Raw genomic sequence first — 20869 nt, 5'->3', positions numbered from 1 at the left:
AATTGGTACCAATTCAGACAACGACGGCACAACGGCAGGAAAGATACGGGTGGCGCCCCGGAATAGCCCTTTTTGCCTTATTGGCAGGCTTTTTTGCTGCGCTCAGCCTTGATTTTGCCGCGTGCGCCTCGACCACCGAACGGGTGGTGGTGAACCGCTATTCCGGCCTCGCCATCGGAGGCTTCGATCCCGTCGCCTATTTTACCGAGTCCATGGCGATTCAGGGGTTGCCCGACTTCGAGGCCCGCGAAGCCGGCGCCGTCTGGCGTTTCCGCAACGAAGGCAATCGCGCCTCCTTCGTGGCGCATCCGGAAATCTACGGGCCCCAGTTCGGCGGCTACGACCCGGTCGATCTGGGACGAGGGGTCACGTACGCGGGCAATCCGCGCTTTTGGGTGGTCGTGGGTCAGCGGCTCTATCTGTTCGGCCGCGAGCAAAACCGCGATGCGTTCGCCGCCGAGCCGGCACGTTTCCTGAAAGATGCCACCGCGCGCTGGCCGATGCTGGAGCAGGGGCTGGCGCAGTAATTGCGAGCGGCTACGAAGCTCAAACGGCCGCGTTCGGATCGCCCCAGGCGATGAATTCCGGCACGATGAAATCCTTCCGCCCCGTGCCGAAGACCAGCGCCGCGCCGCTTGAATCCGTGATCCGGCCGCCGGCGGCCGTGACGACCGCATGGCCCGCGGCCACATCCCATTCCGAGGTCGGCGACAGCCGCGGATAGATATCGACCGCGCCTTCGGCCACCCGGCCGAATTTGACCGCCGAGCCGAGTTCGCACCGTACCGCGCCCGGCCTTGCCGCAATGAAGGCTTCGGTCCTGGCATCGCCATGCAGCCGGCTGACCGCCACGGTCCACGGTTCTCCCCGCGGCGGGCAGGGCCGGGTGCGCACCGGTTCGATCAGCGGTTTGCCCTGCCCAAGTTTGCCCTGCCCAAGTTTGCCCTGCCCAAGTGTCAGCCGTTCCGCGCCGCGGCCGACAAGACCGCGCCAGACCAGCCCGAGGGCCGGAGCGCTGACGATGCCGAGCAATGGCGCGCCGTGGGTTACCAGCGCCAGATTGACGGTAAATTCCTTGCGGCCGGCGACGAATTCCTTGGTGCCGTCGAGTGGGTCGATCAGGAAGAAGCTTTCCTTGTGGGGCAGCATACCGGGCTGGACGCGCTCTTCCGACAACGACGGTATTGTTGGCGCTACCTGCGTCAGGCCCTCGGCAATGATGCGGTCGGCCGCCAAATCCGCTTCCGTTATCGGCGATCCGTCGCTCTTGCCGCCGACCTTCATGGCGGAACGATTGATGGCAAGGATGGCGATGCCGGCCCGGATCACGATCTCGGTCAGCGGTTCGATCAGGGCCGCGGCAGCGTCGCGATCAAGTACGGGGCGTGCCTCATTCATGAGCTTGGCCTATTTGCTGTTCGTCCTGCCTTACCATTGCCGCCCCGTGCTGGCAGCAGGGGGCTGCGCAGTGTATCAACCGATAAGCACGCGTGATTCGTAACTGCCCGCCAGCAATTTGCGAGCCGGTGGCTTTCCAGGAACCCATGATGTCTGGCATTTCGTCTCCCGGTCCGGCTCCCGACACCCTCGAACTTGCGGCGCTGTTGTGTTCGCGCGTCTGTCACGATCTCATCAGCCCGGTTGGCGCCATCGTCAATGGGCTTGAGGTGCTCGATGACAATCCGAAACCCGAAGACCGCGATTTCGCGCTCGATCTGATCCGCAAGAGCGCCAAGACCGCGTCCGCCCGATTGCAGTTCTGCCGCCTGGCGTTCGGCGCGGCGGGATCGGCGGGCGCGCAGATCGATCTCGGCGATGCCCAGACCATGGCGCGGGGCCACATCGAGGACGGCAAGATCACCATCACCTGGAATCTGCCGCGCCTCCTGCTGCCGAAGAACCGCGTCAAGCTGCTGCTGAACATGCTGATCATCGCGCAGCAGACGATCCCGCGCGGCGGCACGCTGACGATCGATCCGATCGGCGACGGCGAGACGATGAGTTTTCGCGTCACGTCTTCGGGGCTGAACGCCCGCCTGCCGCAGAACATCGCCGATCTCTTGAGCGTGAATTCGACGGCGTCCGTCGATGCGCACGCAGTGCAGCCTTACTATACGCGGCTGTTGGCGCAGGCCTGCGGACTCAGCGTGACGCTTGCGCCCGACGGCGAAAAGGTGGTCGTCACCGCGGCCTAAAGCGCGCCAACGCGCAAACATGGTTAACCAACGGTTGAAATCGGGCGGCAGAATCCATTTCGGCCGTCTTATCTCTTTGTTGATCCCGTTCTTTTCCATTTGCTCAACCAATATTAAACGCTTTGCATAGAAGCTGGCCTCGTTCCGTAGGGCGCGTCGATGTCGCGTGCCGGTGCGTACGAAGGCCAGTTTCATGGATGATCTGTTGCGGGAGTTCCTGACCGAAACCAGCGAGAGCCTGGATACGGTCGACAATCAGTTGGTGCGGTTCGAGCAGGACCCGAGCGACGCGAAGATTCTCGATAACATCTTCCGGCTGGTCCACACCATCAAGGGCACCTGCGGCTTTCTAGGCCTGCCGCGGCTCGAGGCGCTCGCCCATGCCGGCGAGACCTTGATGGGCAAATTCCGCGACGGCATGCCGGTCAAGGCCGAGGCCGTGACGCTGATCCTGTCCTCGATCGACCGCATCAAGGAAATCCTCGCCGGGCTGGAGGCCACCGAGACCGAGCCCGAAGGCACCGACGAAGACCTGATCGAGAAGCTGCATGCGATGGCCGAAGGCGCCCGGCATGCCGAAGCCGTGGCTGAGGCCGCGCCCGTGGTCGCCGCGCCGCCGGCTCCGCCCGCGGTGACGGCAGGCACGCTGGTCGACCAGGTGCTGGAACGCCCCTTACGTCCCGGCGAAGTCTCGCTCGACGACCTCGAGCGCGCCTTCCGCGAGACCGAAACCGACGTCGCGCCGAAGCCCGCGCCGGTTGCGCAACAGCCCGAGCCGGAAGTCAAGGAAGGCGCCAAGGAAGTCGCCAAAGAAATCGTCAAGCCCAAGCCGGCCAAGCGCGCCGCGGCCATGGAGGCCGACGGCGAGGTCGCCGACAAGATCGCCAACCAGTCGATCCGCGTCAACGTCGACACGCTCGAACATCTGATGACGATGGTCTCCGAGCTGGTGCTGACCCGCAACCAGCTGCTGGAGATCTCCCGCCGCAACGAGGACACCGAGTTCAAGGTGCCGCTGCAGCGGCTCTCCAACGTCACCGCCGAACTGCAGGAAGGCGTCATGAAGACGCGGATGCAGCCGATCGGCAATGCCTGGCAGAAGCTGCCCAGGATCGTGCGCGACCTCTCCGGCGAACTCGGCAAGCAGATCGATCTGGAGATGCACGGCGCCGACACCGAGCTCGACCGCCAGGTGCTCGACCTGATCAAGGATCCGCTGACCCACATGGTGCGCAACTCCGCCGACCATGGCCTGGAGACCCCGGCCGAGCGGCTGGCCAGCGGCAAGGGCGAGCAGGGCACCATCCGGCTGTCGGCCTATCACGAGGGCGGCCACATCATCATCTGCATCGCCGACAACGGCCGCGGGCTCAACACCGAGCGGATCAAGGCCAAGGCGCTGCAGAACGGTCTCGTCAGCGAGGCCGAGCTGGAGAAGATGACCGAGGCCCAGATCCACAAGTTCATCTTCGCGCCGGGCTTCTCCACCGCGGCCACCGTCACCTCGGTCTCCGGCCGCGGCGTCGGCATGGACGTGGTGCGCACCAATATCGACCAGATCGGCGGTACCATCGACATCAAGAGCGTGGCCGGCGAGGGCTCCTCCGTCACCATCAAGATCCCGCTGACGCTGGCGATCGTCTCGGCGCTGATCGTCGAGGCCGCCGGCGACCGCTTTGCGATCCCGCAGCTCTCGGTGGTCGAGCTGGTGCGCGCCCGCGCCAACTCCGAACACCGCATCGAGCGCATCAAGGACACCGCGGTCCTGCGGCTGCGCAACAAGCTGCTGCCGCTGATGCACCTGAAGAAGCTCCTGAAGATCGATGACGGCTCCTCCAGCGACCCCGAGAACGGCTTTATCGTGGTGACGCAGGTCGGCAGCCAGACCTTCGGCATCGTGGTCGACGGCGTGTTCCACACCGAAGAAATCGTGGTCAAGCCGATGTCGACCAAGCTGCGGCACATCGACATGTTCTCCGGCAACACCATTCTGGGCGATGGCGCGGTCATCATGATCATCGACCCCAACGGCATTGCCAAGGCGCTCGGCGCCTCCGGTTCCTCGGCCCATGAGATGGCCGATGAAGCCTCCGCCGCGCATGCGATGTCCGGCGAACAGCTCACCTCGCTGTTGGTGTTCCGCGCCGGTTCCGCGCAGCCCAAGGCGGTGCCGCTCGGCCTCGTCACCCGGCTGGAGGAGATCGCCACCGACAAGATCGAGCTCAGTAACGGCCGCTACATGGTGCAGTACCGCGAGCAGCTGATGCCGCTGGTGCAGATGAACGGGGTCACCGTCCAGACCTCCGGCTCGCAGCCGATCCTGGTGTTCGCCGACGACGGCCGCTCGATGGGGCTCGTGGTCGACGAGATCATCGACATCGTCGAGGAGCGGCTGCACATCGAGGTCGCCGGCCAGCAGGACGGCATCCTGGGTTCCGCGGTGATCAAGGGCCAGGCCACCGAGGTGATCGACGTCGGCCATTTCCTGCCGATGGCGTTTGCCGACTGGTTCTCGCGCAAGGAGATGCGGGCGTCATCGACGGCGCAGTCGGTGCTCTTGGTCGACGACAGTGCCTTCTTCCGCAACATGCTGGCCCCGGTCTTGAAGGCGGCCGGCTACAAGGTGCGGGTCGCGGTCAACGCGCAGGAGGGGCTTTCCGCGCTGCGCTCGGGCCACAGCTTCGACGTGGTGCTGACCGACATCGAGATGCCGGACATGAACGGCTTCGAGTTCGCCGAGGTGATCCGCGCCGACAACAATCTGAGCACGATGCCGATCATCGCGCTGTCCTCGCTGGTGTCGCCGGCGGCGATCGAGCGCGGGCGGCAGGCCGGCTTCCACGACTACGTCGCCAAGTTCGACCGTCCCGGCCTGATCGCGGCGCTGAAGGAACAGACCGCCGAGACCCGGCACGCGGCGTAAGCGGGCTTGGCCGGGGCATAAGGAAGCAAGACCATGACAACCAAGACCGAGACCATCGAGGGCACCGTGGCCGAATACGTCACCGCCGTGATCGGCGGGCAATTGTTCGGCCTGCCGATCTCGCGGGTGCAGGACGTGTTCATGCCGGAACGGCTGACCCGGGTGCCGCTGTCCTCCGCCGAGATCGCCGGCGTGCTCAACCTGCGCGGCCGCATCGTCACCGTGGTCAACATGCGCGCCCGCCTCGGCCTGCCCAGGAACGACGACGGCAAGCCGCCGATGGCGGTCGGCGTCGATCTGCGCGGCGAGTCCTACGGCCTCCTGATCGACCAGATCGGCGAGGTCCTGAAACTCCACGATAACGGCCGCGAGGAAAACCCCGTCAACCTCGATCCCCGCATGGCCAAGCTCGCCGGCGGCGTCCACCGTCTCGACGGCCAGCTCATGGTCGTCCTCGACGTCGATCGCGTTCTCGAAATCGTGCCGGACCTGATGGTGGCATGAAGACCGAACCTGGAATGGAAACGTCCCTCTTGGGATCTGGTGCAATTGGAGACCTAAAATGAAAACATGTCTGGTCGTTGATGACTCGAGCGTCATCCGAAAGGTCGCGCGGCGCATTCTCGAAGGTCTCGACTTTCAAATCGTCGAGGCCGAGGACGGCGAGAAGGCGCTTGAAGTCTGCAAGCGCGCGATGCCTGAGGCGGTTCTGCTCGACTGGAACATGCCTGTAATGGACGGCTACGAATTCCTCGGTAATCTGCGCCGCATGCCCGGCGGTGATGCGCCCAAGGTGGTGTTCTGCACCACCGAAAACGACGTCGCACACATTGCGCGTGCGCTGCATGCCGGCGCCAACGAGTACATCATGAAGCCGTTCGACAAGGACATCGTGACCGCGAAGTTCCAGGAAGTCGGCCTGCTCTGATCCTCGCGTATGCGATCCCGGCGGCTCAACGGCCTTCGGCGTTGTTTTGTAAGTGTGCCGTTTGAGTTGGGTCGGGTGAAGTAATGAGTGTTGCGTTAACGAAGTCTCCACCGCCAATCCCGACACGGCAGGACAAGCTGCGCGTCATGGTGGTCGACGACTCCGTCGTGATCCGCGGGATGATCTCACGCTGGATCGGCGCCGAACCGGACATGGAGGTCTCGGCCTCGTTGCGAACCGGTCTCGACGCTGTCAACCAGATCGAACGCATCAAGCCCGACGTTGCCGTGCTCGATATCGAAATGCCGGAGCTCGACGGCATTTCGGCGCTGCCGCAACTGCTGGCGAAAAAGCGCGACCTCGTCATCATCATGGCGTCGACGCTGACCCGCCGCAACGCGGAGATCAGCTTCAAGGCGCTTTCGCTAGGTGCGTCCGACTACATTCCAAAGCCGGAAAGCACGCGCGAGGCCTCCGCCGCCGAGACCTTCCACCACGATCTGATTCAGAAGATTCGTCATCTGGGCGCCAGGGCCCGCCGGCGTGCGTCGCCTGCCGCGAGCCCGTCGATGGCGCCGGCCCCCGAGCGGGCACGCGAAGTGTCGGTCCATCCGGTTGCGCAACTGCAACTGGCGCGCCGGCCCTTCAGCATGCTGGCGCCGCGGGTGCTCCTGATCGGCTCGTCGACCGGTGGCCCGCAGGCCCTGATGACGCTGGTCGCCGACATCGGCCCGGTGATCGATCGTTTTCCGGTGCTGATCACCCAGCATATGCCGCCGACCTTCACCACAATTCTCGCCGAGCACCTGGCGCGCGCGAGCCGCCGGCCGGCGCATGAGGCCATCGATGGCGAGATCGTCAAGCCCGGCCGGATCTATCTTGCACCGGGCGGCCGCCACATGCGCGTGGTACGCCACGGCACCGATACTGCGATCGCGCTCGACGACGGGCCGCCGGTGAATTTCTGCAAGCCCGCGGTCGATCCGCTGTTCAATTCCGCCATCGACGTCTGGCAGGGCGGCATCATGTCGGTGATTCTGACCGGCATGGGCTCCGACGGCATGCGCGGCGGCAAGGACATCGTCGCTGCCGGCGGCAGCGTGATTGCCCAGGACGAAGCGTCAAGCGTGGTGTGGGGCATGCCGGGCGCGGCTGCCAATGCAGGTATTTGCGCGGCGGTCCTGCCGCTCAATCAGATCGCGCCAAAACTGGTTCGGTTGTTTTCGGGAGATCGTTCGTGACGCCTTCAGACTATGAGTATCTGCGTAAGCTTCTGAAAGAGCGCTCCGGGCTCGATCTGTCCGCCGACAAGCAATATCTGGTCGAAAGCCGATTGCTGCCGCTGGCGCGCAAGTCCAGCCTGCCGGGAATTTCCGAACTCGTCGCGAAGATGAAGAGCGGGGCGGAAGCGCTGACGGCGGAGGTGGTCGAGGCGATGACCACCAATGAGACGTTCTTCTTCCGCGACAAGATTCCGTTCGATCATTTGCGGGAGGCCGTCATCCCGGCGATGGTGCAGGCGCGTGCGTCCCGCCGCTCGTTGCGCATCTGGTGCGCGGCATCCTCCACCGGACAGGAGCCGTATTCGATCGCAATGTGCCTGAAGGAGGCCGGACCATTGCTGTCGGGCTGGCGCACCGAGATCGTCGCGACCGACCTGTCGCAGGCGGTGCTGGAAAAATCGAAGGCAGGAATCTTCAGCCAGTTCGAGGTGCAGCGCGGACTGCCGATCGGGTTGCTGGTGAAGTATTTCACCCAGAACGGCGAACTCTGGCAGATCAACGCCGAGATCCGCAGCATGGTGCAGCATCGTCAGCTCAATTTGCTGCAGGACTTCTCCCATCTCGGCGTGTTCGACATCATCTTCTGCCGCAACGTGCTGATCTATTTCGATCAGAATACCAAGACCAATATCTTCGAGCGGCTCTCCCGGATGCTGGAGCCCGATGGCGTGCTGGCGCTGGGCGCGGCCGAATCCGTGGTCGGCATCACCAACACCTTCAAGCCCTATCCGGAGCGCCGCGGACTTTATCGTCCGAACATCGCGCCGGTGATTCGGGTGGGGGCGTCGACCCTGGTGCCGCAAACCATGCGGGCCGTCGCCGCGGCGCGCTGAGCCCGTTCTTCGCCCCGTCTGCCGGCACGCCGCGCTACACGATCGCGTGTGGCAGAAAGCGTGACGTGTTGCCGGTAATCGGGTTCTCGTCCTCGCGGATCGATAGGCCGCATGGCGTGTGATCAACCAGCCAGCTTCCGATCACCGGGTATTGCTCGGCGAAGCTCGGCAGCGGCGCGAAAGCCTGCCGGATAAATCCTTCCGCCCCGTACGGGCCTTGCTGTTCCATCAGCGTGGTGCCGGCGCTGACGAGCGCGACGTTGGCGCCTTCGCGCGAATAGAGCGGCTTGCGCACGAACGAGGAGCCGAGCATGGCCGCCTTCGGATCGTCCTCGAAATAGGCCGGCAGCAGATTGGGGTGCTTCGGAAACATCTCCCATAGCAGCGGCAGAATGCCCTTGTTGGAAAGGATCGCTTTCCAGGGCGGCTCGATCCAGCGTGTCGGCGCGGTCGCGAGTTTTGCACCGAACTTGTCGCGGAACATCCATTCCCAGGGATAGAGCTTGAAGGCGAGCTCAATTCCGCGATCGTCGAGATCGACGAAGCGGCCATCACCGCCCAGTCCAACGTCCTTGATATCCATCAGCGTGGTCAGCAATCCGGCCTGGCTCGCGGTGTCCTCCAGATAGGCCAGCGTGCCGGCATCCTCGGAATTGTCGGTCATCCCGGCGAGATGCAGATGCTTCGCGCCGCTGCGTTTTTTCCAGGCGTCGATCAGACGCTGATGGATTGAATTGAACTGATCGGCGCGCTTCGGGATGATGTTGCGCTCCATCGCCTGTTCGAGCCAGGTCCACTGGAAAACCGCCGCTTCGAAGATCGAGGTCGGGGTGTCGGCGTTGTACTCCAGCAGTTTCGCCGGGCTCCAGCCGTCGTAGCTCAGGTCGAGCCGGCCATAGAGGCTGGCGTCGCGGCGCCGCCAGCTCTCGGACAGCAGCGGCCAGAAGGCTTCGGGTATTTTCAACCGGCGCAGATGTTTTTCATCGTTGATCACGCGGCTGACCAGTTCGAGGCACATCGCCTCGATCTCGCCGGTGGGCGCCTCGATCCGCCGTTCGATCTCGTTCAGCGTGAACGCGTAATAGGCGCTTTCGTCCCAATAGCGCTCGCCGTTGATGGTGTGAAAAGTGAAGCCTATGCTTTCGGCGGTGGCACGCCAGTCGTCGCGTTCGGGGCAGGAGATGCGCTGCATGAATTCAGCCGCCGGAGAAGCCGACGGCGTGGCCGAACGAGCCGAAGCCGCCGCGCTGCGCGCTGTGCGAGCCGGAATCGGAGGTGCCCGAGGATGAATGGCTCGAGGATGAATCGCTCGAATAGTAGCTGCTGCGCGACGAGCCGCCGCTGGAGCCGCCGTGGCTGCTGGATGAAGAACTGCGCGACGAGCATTCGGTATTGCTTTGCTGGTACGACGGCGAGGCCGCGTTCGGCGATGGCTCGCAATTGCGGCTCGGCATCAGCGTGTAGGCGGCGCTGCCGACCGCAAACGTGCCCATCAGCAGCAGCGCAACGTGGCCCGAACGTTTCGCCGGCGGCTGAGCGGGACGCGGCGATGCCGGCACCGAGACCGGCTTGCGCTTGCCGAATTCGTGCTCTGAATTGTGGGCCATGATCAGTAGATCATGCAGGCGGCGTTGAGGGCGCCGGCGGCGAGCGAGGCCAGCCCGAGCCAGATCGCGGCGGCGAGTTCGCCGGAAGCGATCCGCTTCGACAGGTTCGGCACCGGAACCCTGACGAGATAATAGACAATGATCTGCACGATCAGCGCGATCCCGGCCCAGATCAGGCAATCCCAGACATTGGCGGAATGGGCGATGGCGCTGACCAGCGGCAACACGAAACCGAGCAGACTCAGGCCCAGCGCAATGGCGGCGGCCGGCTCATTGGCCCGGATCAGATCGAACTCGTTGTGCGCCGTGACGCGGGTATAGACGAAGAGGTAGGCCACCACGGCTGTGATTGCCGTGCAGAAATAGGCCAGGAACGCCGGCAGCCCGGCAAGGGATTGAAGGATCATCGAAACTGCCCCGACTCGCGCGTTCCGAAAGGTTCGCACGATCTGTCAGTCGGCGCATAGGACCAGGCGGTTCAATCCCAATAAAAACTCCGCCCAAAACAAAAAACGGCGGGGTCCAGTCGGGAGGAGTGAGCCGTGCGGCTCGTCACAAGCCGTGGGTCAGGCGGGGATATGAACGCCGTTCCAAGTCGTTCTCCCAAATCGTCGCAGCTTTTGTGGAACCCGGCAAGGTTGTAATATAAGGTGATTAAACTTTGGAGACACAATTCAGGCTGGACGAACTACCTGAGAAAATACCTGCACTCTGCTCAGGAGGATCGCCATGGTCACGAATTTGGTCTCTGTAGTGATGCAATGCCTTACGCCGGACATGATAGCGAAGATCGCTTCTGCTCTGGGTCTTGATCGCAATGTTGCGCAAAAAGCCATCGCGGGTGCGATTCCCGCGCTTCTTGCAAGCTTCGCTGACGTTGCCTCCACTCCCAATGGGGCACGCCAGCTCACCAACACGCTGACACAGCAGTCAGGGGCGCTTGAGAGCCTCAAGAATCTTATCGGCGGTTCCGGCCAGAACTCGCTAGCGGAAACAGGATCGAACATGCTTTCGGACCTGTTCGGAGGCGGAACGCTGGACACAATGGCACAGACGATAGGCAAGTTTGCCGGGATAGGTGAGGACACCAGCAAATCGATGCTCAGCATGCTTGGCCCCCTGGTCCTTGGTGCGTTAGGTCAGCAGCAACGCACCGCGGGTCTCGACGCAAGCGGGCTGGTGTCTCTTCTCACTTCACAGAAGGATCAGATCGCTGCGGCAATACCGTCCGGTCTCGCCGGCCAGTGGAGTGCCGCTGGTCTCATTGACGGAGCGACTGGAAGCTTGCGCAGCGGCCTGGCGGCAGCCAGCGCGGCTGGCGGCCGAGTTGCAGAGGCTTCGGAGCGGACCATTTCCGGGGCTGGTCAGGCGGCTTCTGCGATGGCCAGCAGATCAGTGGTACCGCAATGGCCCTACTGGTTGGTCGCCGCGGTGGTGTTGGGTGGTCTGATCTGGTTCGCCCTTGGCCGTTCAGGGGAAGACACAGTCGCTCAGGTGTCGCCTCCCTCCACGACGCGGACCGCGACCGGAACCGTTGGGGTGGCGCCGACGGATTTGACGGTCGGAGGAATGAATCTGGCGAACCAGATCAACGCGTCGGTTGTGTCCATCAGGACCGTGCTTCCCGGCATCACCGATGCCGCATCGGCCCAGGCTGCCCTACCCAAGCTGAGGGAGGCAGCAGCTCAATTGAATGACGTCAGCTCCCGCGCGACGCAGCTTTCTCCTGAAGGAAAGAGCACCATCGTAAAGCTGATTGTGGCCGCAACCCCCACGATCAACCAGATGTGTGACAAGGTGCTGGCGACGCCCGGCGCTGGCGATGTTGCGAAGCCGGCGATTGATGAGCTTCGAGGCAAGCTCGACGCGCTCGCGCGGTCCTGAATTTCAGAACGTCGTACCGTCCGGCCTGCGCGGACCGCTGGCAACAAGCGGCGGCTTTGCGCACTCGTAAGATCAATGTCTGCCAAGACAAGTCTCAAAGGATCAGTGGACGCTGCTGCTGGAGAACCCGATGATCGTCGGTATGGCCATCACCGCGGCCGAGCCCAGCGGCCTCCGGGGAGCTGGAGTCAAGGTGAGCGACGCCGAGAAGGCCACCCTCGGCGAGATATCAACCGCGTCGGGCGCTTAGACTAGGACTTCGGAGCCGCAATCATCCCGACGGGCCACAAAGCCATCTGCCCAAACAAAAACCCCGCCATTTGCGGCGGGGTCCTCGGGAGGAGTGAGCCGTGTGGCTCGCTTTGAACCCTGATCAGGCGGGGATGCGCTCGTCCGCCTCGTGCGGCTCGCGCAGCACGTAGCCGCGGCCCCACACGGTTTCGATGAAGTTGCGGCCTTCGGAGGCGTTGGCGAGCTTCTTGCGCAGCTTGCAGATGAAGACGTCGATGATCTTCAGCTCGGGCTCGTCCATGCCGCCATAGAGGTGGTTGAGGAACATTTCCTTGGTGAGGGTGGTTCCCTTGCGGAGCGAGAGCAGCTCCAGCATCTGGTATTCCTTGCCGGTCAGGTGCACGCGCTGGCCGCCGACTTCGACCGTCTTGGTGTCGAGGTTGACGACGAGATCGCCGGTCTGGATGACCGACTGGGCATGACCCTTGGAACGGCGCACGATGGCGTGGATGCGGGCGACCAGTTCGTCCTTGTGGAAGGGCTTGGTCATGTAGTCGTCGGCGCCGACGCCGAGACCCTTGACCTTGTCCTCGATGCCGGCGAGGCCGGAGAGGATCAGAATGGGGGTCTTGATCTTGGATACCCGGAGCTGCTTGAGCACGTCGTAGCCGGACATGTCGGGCAGATTCAGGTCGAGAAGGATAATGTCGTAATCGTAGAGCTTACCGAGGTCGACGCCTTCCTCTCCGAGGTCCGTCGTATAGACGTTGAAACTCTCGGATTTGAGCATCAGCTCGATCGACTGCGCGACAGCGCTGTCATCTTCAATCAGCAAAACGCGCATGCCAGTCCCCTTTAGTCCGCCGCTCCGGGCGTCAGGTCGGCCGCACTTGCGGCACTCAAAACGCCTTTAACAACTGATTCGGATCCTGACAGACATATGGTTAACAAAATCTGATTCCGGTTCGCAAGCTCTTTAAGTGCAATTTTTAGCGAATCGCCCTAAGATATTGCTTGGAAGCAGCTTTTCTCCACCATGTCTACTCAAGCTCCAGATTAAGAGACGGACCTAACCGACTCCCGCGTTTCGCCCTTCTTCTGACGGGCAAGCGCTCTCAGTCACCAAAAGACAGTGACGCAATGATTAATGATGCGGGTAAACACGAGGTTAAGCGGGACCGGCTAAAACGCGGAAACTTAAGGTTTTCGCAATGAAGGCGCTCGCGGAGCAGATCGGCGATATCGACGGCGTCAATATATATGGCCGCGTTGTGGGCGTGCGCGGGCTGATGGTGGAGATCGCGGGGCCCATCCATGCGATGTCGGTCGGCGCCCGCATCGTGATCGACACTGGCGGCAACCGTTTCATCCCGGCCGAGGTGATCGGCTTTTCCGGCAGCAATGCCGTCGTCATGCCGTTCGGCGGGCTCGACGGTGTCAGGCGCGGCTGCCGGGCGGTCATTGCCACGGCGGCCAGCCAGGTGCGGCCGTCACCGGCTTGGCTCGGCCGCGTCATCAACGCCATGGGGGAACCGATCGACGGCAAGGGGCCCTTGCTGCAGGGCCCGTCGCCGATGCAGTACCGCAACTCGCCGCCGCCGGCGCATTCGCGCAAGCGCGTAGGCCTCCCGCTCGATCTCGGGGTGCGCGCGCTCAACACCTTCCTGACCTGCTGCCGCGGCCAGCGGCTCGGCATCTTCGCCGGTTCCGGCGTCGGCAAATCGGTCCTGCTGTCAATGCTGGCGCGCAATGTCGATGCCGACATCACCATCATCGGCCTGATCGGCGAACGCGGCCGCGAGGTGCAGGAATTTCTGCAGGAGGATCTCGGCGACGAGGGTCTGGCGCGCTCGGTCGTGGTGGTGGCGACGTCGGATGAACCCGCCTTGATGCGGCGGCAGGCAGCCTATCTGACGCTGGCGATCGCGGAGTATTTCCGCGACGAGGACAAGGACGTGCTGTGCCTGATGGACTCGGTCACGCGCTTTGCGATGGCGCAACGCGAGATCGGGCTGTCGGCCGGCGAGCCGCCGACGGCGAAAGGCTATACGCCGACCGTGTTCACCGAATTGCCGAAGCTTCTGGAGCGGGCAGGGCCAGGCACCGGAAGTGGAACCATCACCGGCATTTTCACGGTGCTGGTCGACGGCGACGACCATAATGAGCCAATCGCGGATGCGGTCCGCGGCATTCTGGACGGCCATGTCGTGATGCAACGCTCGATTGCGGAGCGCGGACGGTTTCCCGCCATCAACATCCTCAAATCGGTCTCCCGCACCATGCCGCGATCGGCCAATCCCGACTATCTGCCCGTGATCATGCGGGGCCGCCAGGTAATGGCGACCTATGCCGACATGGAAGAACTGATCCGGCTCGGCGCCTATCGGGCGGGTTCGAGCCCCGAAGTCGACGAGGCAATCCGGCTGCATGAGCCGCTGGAAGCCTTCCTGCGCCAGGCCAAGGACGAAAAATCGAGCCTGGATGACGGCTATCGCCTATTGGCGCAAATCCTCACCAATTTGGAAACGGAACGCTAACTTTGTCAGGCCATCATCCCCGGCACATGATTAATGACGCCGGTGGGCCCCCCGAGGGAGCCGGCTCCGTCCCGCGTTCAGATTGGGACTTCTGGGGAGTATGAGTCGATGAAGTCACGAGAAACGCTGATCCGCCTGAAGAAATTTCAGGTCGACGAGAAGCGCCGAAGGGTTACCCAGATCGAAGGCATGATCGCCGACTTCCAGCGCATGTCGGTCGATCTCGAGCGCGAAATCCAGACCGAGCAGGAGCGGGCCGGGATCAACGACCCCTCCCATTTCGCCTACCCGACCTACGCCAAGGCCGCGATCCAGCGCCGGGAAAACCTGACCCGCTCCGCCGACGAACTCCGCATCCAGCTTGAGGACGCCAAGAGCCTGCTCAGCGAAGCGTTCGAGGAGCTGAAGAAGGTCGAGCTGCTCGACGAGCGCGACCAGGCGCGCGAGCGCGCCGAGGAGAGCGCAAGGGAGCAGGCCGATATGGACAGTATCGGCCTGATGCGCGCCCGGCTTGGCGTCGCCTGACGCGTTCCCATTCGTCGGTTGAAGATCGAAACCCGGGCCTCACGGCCCGGGTTTTTCTTTGCCGGTCGGGGCAGAATCGGGCGACTTGGTGCCTCCTTTGACGCAGGGTATGCTACGAAACTTCTCGTCGGCTCCGGCGTAGGACGCGATGAAGGATTGGGATTTTGGGGGACGCTGAATGCTGACGCCAGCGGAGCTGGTATGGCTGATTGCCGCGGTGGCGAAGGGGGATGAGGCTGCTTTTGAGCGCCTTTACGCCGCCACGCGCGCGAAACTCTTCGGAGTCGTGCTCCGTATCTTGCGCCGTCAGGACCTCGCGGAGGAGGTCATTCAGGAGGCTTACGTCAAGATCTGGAATAGCGCCGGAAAATTCAACCCGGCGCTCGCTTCGCCGATTACATGGATGGCCTCGATCGCGCGCAACCGGGCGATCGACGTGGTGCGCAAGAGGGGCGAAAGCTCGATCGAGGAGGAGCCTGCCGCGATGGAAGTGGCGGCCGATTCGCCCGATCCGCTGGCGCGGCGCGAGATGACGGAAGAGTTGAAGCGTTTGCTGGAATGCGTCGGCCGTCTGGAGCCGGATCGGCAGAAGCTCGTGCTGCTCGCCTATTACAATGGCTGGAGCCGGGAACAGCTTGCCGCCAAGTTCGAGACGCCGGTGAATACGGTGAAGACATGGCTGCGCCGCAGCATGATGGAAATAAGGGAGTGTCTCGGGCTGTGAGGCCCGGATCTTGAACGATGGCTTACAGTGAAGACCATATCGCGCTCGCCGCGGAATATGCGCTCGGCACCCTCGATGCCGACGAACGCGCGCAGGTCGAGACCATGATGGCCGTCGACACCGAATTCACTGCGATCGTCCACGCCTGGGAGCACCGGCTCGGCGTGCTGAACCAGATGGTCGGCTCCATCGAGCCGCGGCCGATCGTGTGGGAGAACATCAAGGCCGCGATCGGACACTCCGCCGAGCAGCAGGCGCCCCTGGTGCTGCCCGGGGCCGCGCCGCCGGCTCCGCCGCCGACTGAACCCGTGGCCGAGCCCGTGGTGACCGAAGCGCCAGCGGCCGTCGAAGCGCCGCCGGCTGCCGTGCCGCCGACTGCCGTAGATAATTCGAACGTCATTCAGTTGACGGGCCGGGTCCGGCGCTTGCGCAGCGTCGCGTCGATTGCCACAGCACTGGCTGCAGCGCTGGTCGCGATGCTGGCCGTGCAGGTGTATCGGCCGGAACTGCTGCCGGAGGCGCTGCGGCCGAAGCCGCGCATCCAGACGGTCGAGGTCAAGACGCCGGCGCCATCGCCTGTGCCCTCGGCCCAATACGTCGCGCTATTGCAGCGTGACGGCGGTGCGCCCGCGTTCATCCTGACGGTCGATGCCGCGACCAAGAATTTCACGGTCCGCAAGGTCGGGGCCGATGCCGAGCCCGGCAAGAGCTTTGAGCTTTGGCTGATCTCCGACAAGCTGCCGCAGCCGCGTTCGCTCGGCGTGATCGGCGGCAGCGATTTTACCGCGCGTCCGGCGCTCGCCGACTACGACGCCGGCACGATCAATGCCGCGACCTATGCGGTCACCGTCGAGCCGGCCGGCGGATCGCCGACCGGCAGGCCGACCTCGGCGCCGATCTATGCCGGCAAGCTGATCGAGACGGTGCCCGCTACACGCTAGTGCCTGCTTCCACATCATGGTGAGGAGGCGCGAAGCGCCGTCTCGAACCATGAGGTCACCGATCTTTCCCGACGCCATCCTTCGAGACGCAGGCTTTGCCCGCTCCTCAGGATGACGTCTGTGGGTGTGTCAGGATGAGGTTTGGTGGGGTAGGAGAATCCGCGCGCGCCGACAAAAAGAAAACGCCCGTGGGGAGCGGGCGTTTTCGTAGTCAACTTGGGGGTAGTTGGGGTCTTATATATCCACGTGGCGACTTTGGGGGGCTGTAAAGAGCCGCGTGAATTCGTGAATTCTCCTTTAGCGTACGACTCCTAGCGTACGATAGAGTTGCCTGAACTGGTGATCACAACCGGCTTACCGGCCTTCATCACGCGCGTACTCGCGGTCTGAGTCAGGCCTTCATCCGAGGTATCGCGCGCGGAGATGCTGAAACCGGCGACCACGATTCCCGCAACCAAAGCCACGACCACGATCTTGAGATGGGTCGTGCGATCTGCGCTGTAGATCGAATGGTTCATGGAAGTCTCCTGCCGCCTTCCGTCCTGCAAATTCGTCGATGCCGTTCACAGGCCGGTTCAACGTCTCGCGTGACGAAACGTAGGAATCCAGGGAATAGTTCCCAAGTGGCGATCACAAGCCGGTGAAAAGACTTGAACGGCCGCGACTGGAATGGCCGTGCCGATCGCCAGAAATGAATAAATATTCAACTTCTATAATAGCTTAAATGGATTTTATGCTTCCCGACGCCGAATGGTCCCGGATCGGCCGTTTTCGACAAATCGTTTGCATGTGACGAAAAAGCTTCGCCTTTTTCGCCGCCGATTTGCGCCGGGCACCCTTGTGTCCGCCTAGACGCTGCCCACCGTTTTCAGCCGCGCACGCGGGTGGATTTCGGCCTGCGACAACACGGTGGTCTGCGAGCGGAAGCGCTCGACCAGCGAGCGCACGAACGGCCGGATCGCCGCCGACGTCACCAGCACCGGCGCCTCGCCTTCGCGGGCGGCCTGCTCGAAGGCGTTGCGGGTCGCGGTCATGAACTCCGACAGTTTCGAGGGCTGCATGGCGAGGCTGCGGTCCTCGCCCTGGCCCACGATCGATTCCGCAAACGCCTGCTCCCAGCGCGCCGACAGCGCGATCAGCGGCAAATAGCCGTTGTAGGTGGTGTTCTGCGCGCAGATCTGCCGCGCCAGCCGGGCGCGGACGTGCTCGACCATGGTGGCGGGGTTGCGCGAGAAGGCGAGCGCGTCGGCGATGCCTTCGAGGATGGTCGAGAGGTCGCGGATCGAGATCCGCTCGGCGAGCAGCAATTGCAGCACGCGCTGGATGCCCGAGACCGTGACCTGGCTCGGCACGATGTCCTTGACCAGCTCGCCCTGTTCCTTCGGCAGGTCCTTCAAGAGCTTCTGCACCTCGCCATAGGACAGCAAATCGCTCATGTTGTTCTTGAGCAGCTCGGTCAGATGCGTCGACAGCACGGTGGCGGCATCGACCACCGTATAGCCCTTCAGCGACGCCTCTTCCTTCAGCGCGGCGTCGACCCAGGTTGCGGGCAATCCAAACGTCGGCTCGATGGTATGGATGCCGGGCACGCCGACCTGGTTGCCGGCGGGGTCCATGACCATGAACTGGTTCGGCCAGATCTTGCCGGTGCCGGCGTCCACTTCCTTGATCTTGATGACATAGGTGTTGGCCTCGAGCTGGACGTTGTCGAGGATGCGCACCGCCGGCATCACAAAGCCCATTTCGATCGCCAGTGAGCGGCGCAGCGCCTTGATCTGCTCGGTGAGGCGGTCGGTGCCGTCGGGGCCGTTGACCAGCGGCAACAGCGCGTAGCCGAGTTCGATCTTGAGGTCGTCGATCTTGAGCGCCGTGGCGATCGGCTCTTCCGCTGCGGCGCTGGCGGCCGCCGCCGCGAGTTCGGGCGCGGCGGCTGCGGCAGCTTCCGCCGCCCTGGTGACGCGGTTGTGGTTGCGGGCCTTCCAGGCCAGTGCTGCGGCGCCGCCGCCGAGCGCCAGGAACGGAAGCATCGGAATGCCCGGCAGCAGCGCCAGCACCAGCATGACGCCGGCCGACATGCCGAGCGCCTGCGGATAACCCGAAAGCTGCTTCATCAGCGCCTTGTCGGCCGCGCCGGTGATGCCGGCCTTCGACACCAGGAGGCCCGCCGCGGTCGAGACGATCAGCGCCGGCACCTGCGTGACGAGACCGTCGCCGACGGTCAGCACGGTATAGGTGCGGGCGGCGTCGCCAAAGCTCATGCCCTGCTGCGCGACGCCGATGATGATGCCGCCGACGACGTTGATGAAGACGATGAGGAGCCCTGCGATGGCGTCGCCGCGGACGAATTTCGAGGCGCCGTCCATGGCGCCGAAGAAGCCGCTTTCGTCTTCCAGCGCCTTGCGGCGGGACTTGGCGGTGGCTTCGTCGATCAGGCCGGCGGAGAGGTCGGCGTCGATCGCCATCTGCTTGCCGGGCATCGAGTCCAACTGGAAGCGCGCGGCGACTTCGGCGATGCGGCCCGAACCCTTGGTGATGACGACGAAGTTCACGATGACGAGAATCGCGAACACGATAATTCCGATGACGAAATTACCGCTCATCACGAAATTGCCGAAGGCCTCGATGACGTGGCCGGCCGCCGCCGTGCCCTCATGGCCATGCGACAGGATCAGTCGGGTCGAGGCCATGTTCAGCGACAGCCGCAGCATGGTCGAGATCAGCAGCACGGTCGGAAACGCCGAGAATTCCAGCGGCGCCTGGATGAACAGCGACGTCATCAGGATCAGGATCGACACCGTGATCGAGATCGCCAGAAACAGATCCAGCACCAGCGAGGGCAGCGGCAGGATCAGCACCACCAGGATGACGAGGACGCCGAACGCCAGCGCCAGATCGCCGCGCTTCAGGACCTCGCCGATTTCGCTGAGACTCGGAAACTTGCCGCCTTCGCCTGCGCCGCCCTGACCCGCCGTGACATCGACCATGGTAGCCGCTTCCCCCCGCGTATGGCGCCGGGCGCCAAACGTCTGCGCGGCGGCCGAAGGGCCGCCGGTCCGAAAGTGAGGCACCGCACTGGCGTCCACGGGGTTCCTCCCGTTTTACGCGGCCGACGACACTCGACTTCACCCGGCAATTCTTGCCGGGTGTATGGTTAGCAAAGGGTTAACGGGGGCTATCTGGATCGTCATTCCAGGGCGCGAAGCGCCGAACCCGGAATCTCGCGCTACATGCAGCGTCGTACCCCGCGGCCAGTCACGCGAGAAGCCTTGCGGCCGATGACCGCGGCCTTCGAGCAGTGGCCTTCACCGCGCCTCAAGGACGGCAGCTATTTCGGCTGGATGCTCGAGGACGCGGGTGTTGTGACTTGGATTGGTGTGAACCTTCTCAGATGCTGCCAACGCGGACCATCGGACTACCGCCTCAACGGCATCCGATCGATCGTCGTCGTCCCGCCTGCAGAGAACAGCCTGTCCGTTTGCACAAGCTCGAGTTCTTCTACGCCGAAGCTGCCGAAGTCGGTCGTGCGATGGCGCGCGATTTCGCGGATGAAGAGAAGGGATACCGGGCCCGAAAAGCGGATCAGGTTCGCGAAAGCGAGCCTGCGAAACAGGAGATCGCGCAACGGGTTCGAGTCCCCTGCGCGTTTTCGCGTGCGAGGAATGTCTTGGGTCGACAGCGAGAGCTTGCGTCTGAGGTCCGACAGTGAGCAGTCTTCGGGAAATAGCTGCACAAAAACTGAATTGGGGGAAACGCCGAGTCCTCGTGCCGTCAAGCTAAAGGGGCGGAGCGAGCCGATGCAATGGCGGAGTTGGGCGATCAACTGCGAGCGATCGACGCCCTTCATGCTGTCGAAATTTCGGATCGTCACGTGAACGGTGTCGGCGGGGTAGTAGTGGTGCGAAGGGCCACGCCGCTTGAGGTCTGACAAGATTTCGTCGATGCCGGAGGTGGCCTGTTGAGGGAGCCGGGCCACCAGGGTCAGATGCACGGCGGCGGCCTGGCCCGATGGCGGCAGTACGTGTTGCTGGCGTCGAACCGCAGACAGGCCGAGCGTGGCGATGCCAATCGCCCACAGCGAGCCGAAGCGTATTGTGTCACTCAAGAACGGGTTGGGATTCACGATATACTCTCCGGCCCACTCCTAACGGTAGCAGGGCTTCGTCGTTCGTAGAAACTTGGTCCTTGGGCGGATTAGTTAGCCAACTTGTCCGCCGTAGCTCGAAGAGCGAAGGCGGAAGGCGTAATCCGCCATTTTGCC

Annotated in this window: 20 protein-coding genes; 12 read left to right on the top strand and 8 right to left on the bottom strand. The window is 63.4% G+C overall.

The genetic code is table 11. From position 1 onward, the window contains the following. Positions 1-62: 62 nt before the first annotated feature. Entirely contained in the window at positions 63-527 is a 465-nt protein-coding gene (locus V1288_RS04955; protein ID WP_334361193.1) for a YHS domain-containing (seleno)protein, read from the top strand. 19 nt (positions 528-546) lie between these two features. On the opposite strand, the gene V1288_RS04950 is transcribed toward V1288_RS04955, so the two are convergent. Continuing rightward, positions 547-1398, bottom strand: coding sequence for a 3'(2'),5'-bisphosphate nucleotidase CysQ family protein (locus tag V1288_RS04950; protein WP_334356012.1), 852 nt, complete (start codon positions 1396-1398; stop codon positions 547-549). A gap of 149 nt (positions 1399-1547) precedes the next feature. Between V1288_RS04950 and chpT the strand changes: the two genes are divergently transcribed. From chpT to V1288_RS04920, 6 genes are all read left to right on the top strand, one after another. After that, positions 1548-2195 (top strand): histidine phosphotransferase ChpT, encoded by a 648-nt coding sequence (chpT, locus tag V1288_RS04945; RefSeq protein WP_334356011.1) that lies wholly within the window; start codon positions 1548-1550, stop codon positions 2193-2195. A 193-nt stretch (positions 2196-2388) separates the two neighbouring features. Next, the gene (locus V1288_RS04940) at positions 2389-5118 is read left to right on the top strand and encodes a hybrid sensor histidine kinase/response regulator (protein WP_334356010.1); all 2730 of its coding nucleotides are present in this window, start codon (positions 2389-2391) and stop codon (positions 5116-5118) included. Between the two features lie 33 nt (positions 5119-5151). Beyond that, a complete protein-coding gene (locus V1288_RS04935) occupies positions 5152-5622 on the top strand; it encodes a chemotaxis protein CheW (protein ID WP_334356009.1) in 471 nt (156 codons plus the stop codon). A 58-nt stretch (positions 5623-5680) separates the two neighbouring features. After that, on the top strand, positions 5681-6046 hold the full coding sequence (locus V1288_RS04930) for a response regulator (protein WP_057862060.1): 366 nt from the start codon (positions 5681-5683) through the stop codon (positions 6044-6046). A gap of 83 nt (positions 6047-6129) precedes the next feature. After that, positions 6130-7287, top strand: a complete 1158-nt coding sequence (locus V1288_RS04925) for a protein-glutamate methylesterase/protein-glutamine glutaminase (RefSeq protein WP_334356008.1) — start codon at positions 6130-6132, stop codon at positions 7285-7287. Further along, positions 7284-8162 (top strand): CheR family methyltransferase, encoded by an 879-nt coding sequence (locus tag V1288_RS04920; protein ID WP_334356007.1) that lies wholly within the window; start codon positions 7284-7286, stop codon positions 8160-8162. Before V1288_RS04925 ends, V1288_RS04920 begins: the two co-directional genes overlap by 4 nt. 34 nt (positions 8163-8196) lie before the next feature. Here the strand turns inward: V1288_RS04920 and V1288_RS04915 are convergent, their stop codons facing one another. From V1288_RS04915 to V1288_RS04905, 3 genes are read right to left on the bottom strand one after another with little or no spacing between them, the layout of a single operon-like run. Then, positions 8197-9354: a glutathionylspermidine synthase family protein gene (locus tag V1288_RS04915; protein ID WP_334356006.1), complete on the bottom strand. Its 1158-nt coding sequence runs from the start codon at positions 9352-9354 to the stop codon at positions 8197-8199. 4 nt (positions 9355-9358) lie between these two features. Then, the gene (locus V1288_RS04910; protein WP_334356005.1) at positions 9359-9769 is read right to left on the bottom strand and encodes a hypothetical protein; all 411 of its coding nucleotides are present in this window, start codon (positions 9767-9769) and stop codon (positions 9359-9361) included. 2 nt (positions 9770-9771) lie between these two features. Beyond that, positions 9772-10176, bottom strand: coding sequence for a DUF350 domain-containing protein (locus tag V1288_RS04905; RefSeq protein WP_334356004.1), 405 nt, complete (start codon positions 10174-10176; stop codon positions 9772-9774). A gap of 322 nt (positions 10177-10498) precedes the next feature. Here V1288_RS04905 and V1288_RS04900 point away from each other — a divergent pair, with 322 nt between their 5' ends. After that, complete coding sequence (locus V1288_RS04900) at positions 10499-11653, top strand: DUF937 domain-containing protein (protein WP_334356003.1); 1155 nt, start codon at positions 10499-10501, stop codon at positions 11651-11653. 373 nt (positions 11654-12026) lie between these two features. Here the strand turns inward: V1288_RS04900 and ctrA are convergent, their stop codons facing one another. Beyond that, entirely contained in the window at positions 12027-12728 is a 702-nt protein-coding gene (gene ctrA / locus V1288_RS04895; RefSeq protein ID WP_016848562.1) for a response regulator transcription factor CtrA, read from the bottom strand. Positions 12729-13095: 367 nt separating this feature from the next. On the opposite strand from ctrA, the gene fliI reads away from it, so the two are divergent. From fliI to V1288_RS04875, 4 genes are all read left to right on the top strand, one after another. Next, positions 13096-14421 carry a flagellar protein export ATPase FliI gene (gene fliI / locus V1288_RS04890; protein WP_334356002.1) on the top strand — a complete coding sequence of 442 codons (1326 nt, stop codon included), beginning with the start codon at positions 13096-13098 and terminating at the stop codon, positions 14419-14421. 108 nt (positions 14422-14529) lie between these two features. Further along, on the top strand, positions 14530-14946 hold the full coding sequence (gene fliJ / locus V1288_RS04885) for a flagellar export protein FliJ (RefSeq protein WP_057842912.1): 417 nt from the start codon (positions 14530-14532) through the stop codon (positions 14944-14946). 178 nt (positions 14947-15124) lie between these two features. Beyond that, entirely contained in the window at positions 15125-15670 is a 546-nt protein-coding gene (locus tag V1288_RS04880; RefSeq protein WP_334356001.1) for a sigma-70 family RNA polymerase sigma factor, read from the top strand. A gap of 17 nt (positions 15671-15687) precedes the next feature. After that, complete coding sequence (locus V1288_RS04875; RefSeq protein ID WP_334356000.1) at positions 15688-16611, top strand: anti-sigma factor; 924 nt, start codon at positions 15688-15690, stop codon at positions 16609-16611. Between the two features lie 311 nt (positions 16612-16922). Here V1288_RS04875 and V1288_RS04870 read toward each other — a convergent pair whose 3' ends face one another. The 3 genes from V1288_RS04870 to V1288_RS04860 form a co-directional block, all read right to left on the bottom strand. Further along, complete coding sequence (locus V1288_RS04870) at positions 16923-17129, bottom strand: hypothetical protein (RefSeq protein WP_334355999.1); 207 nt, start codon at positions 17127-17129, stop codon at positions 16923-16925. 330 nt (positions 17130-17459) lie between these two features. Continuing rightward, entirely contained in the window at positions 17460-19595 is a 2136-nt protein-coding gene (flhA, locus tag V1288_RS04865) for a flagellar biosynthesis protein FlhA (RefSeq protein ID WP_334355998.1), read from the bottom strand. 428 nt (positions 19596-20023) lie between these two features. Further along, on the bottom strand, positions 20024-20731 hold the full coding sequence (locus V1288_RS04860; RefSeq protein WP_334355997.1) for a 2'-5' RNA ligase family protein: 708 nt from the start codon (positions 20729-20731) through the stop codon (positions 20024-20026). Positions 20732-20869 lie beyond the last annotated feature (138 nt).

Origin of the sequence: Bradyrhizobium sp. AZCC 2176, assembly GCF_036924645.1 — a bacterium.
GTDB lineage: Bacteria > Pseudomonadota > Alphaproteobacteria > Rhizobiales > Xanthobacteraceae > Bradyrhizobium.
Note: the sequence above shows the minus strand (reverse complement) of the source record. Positions and strands in the feature narration are given on the sequence as shown.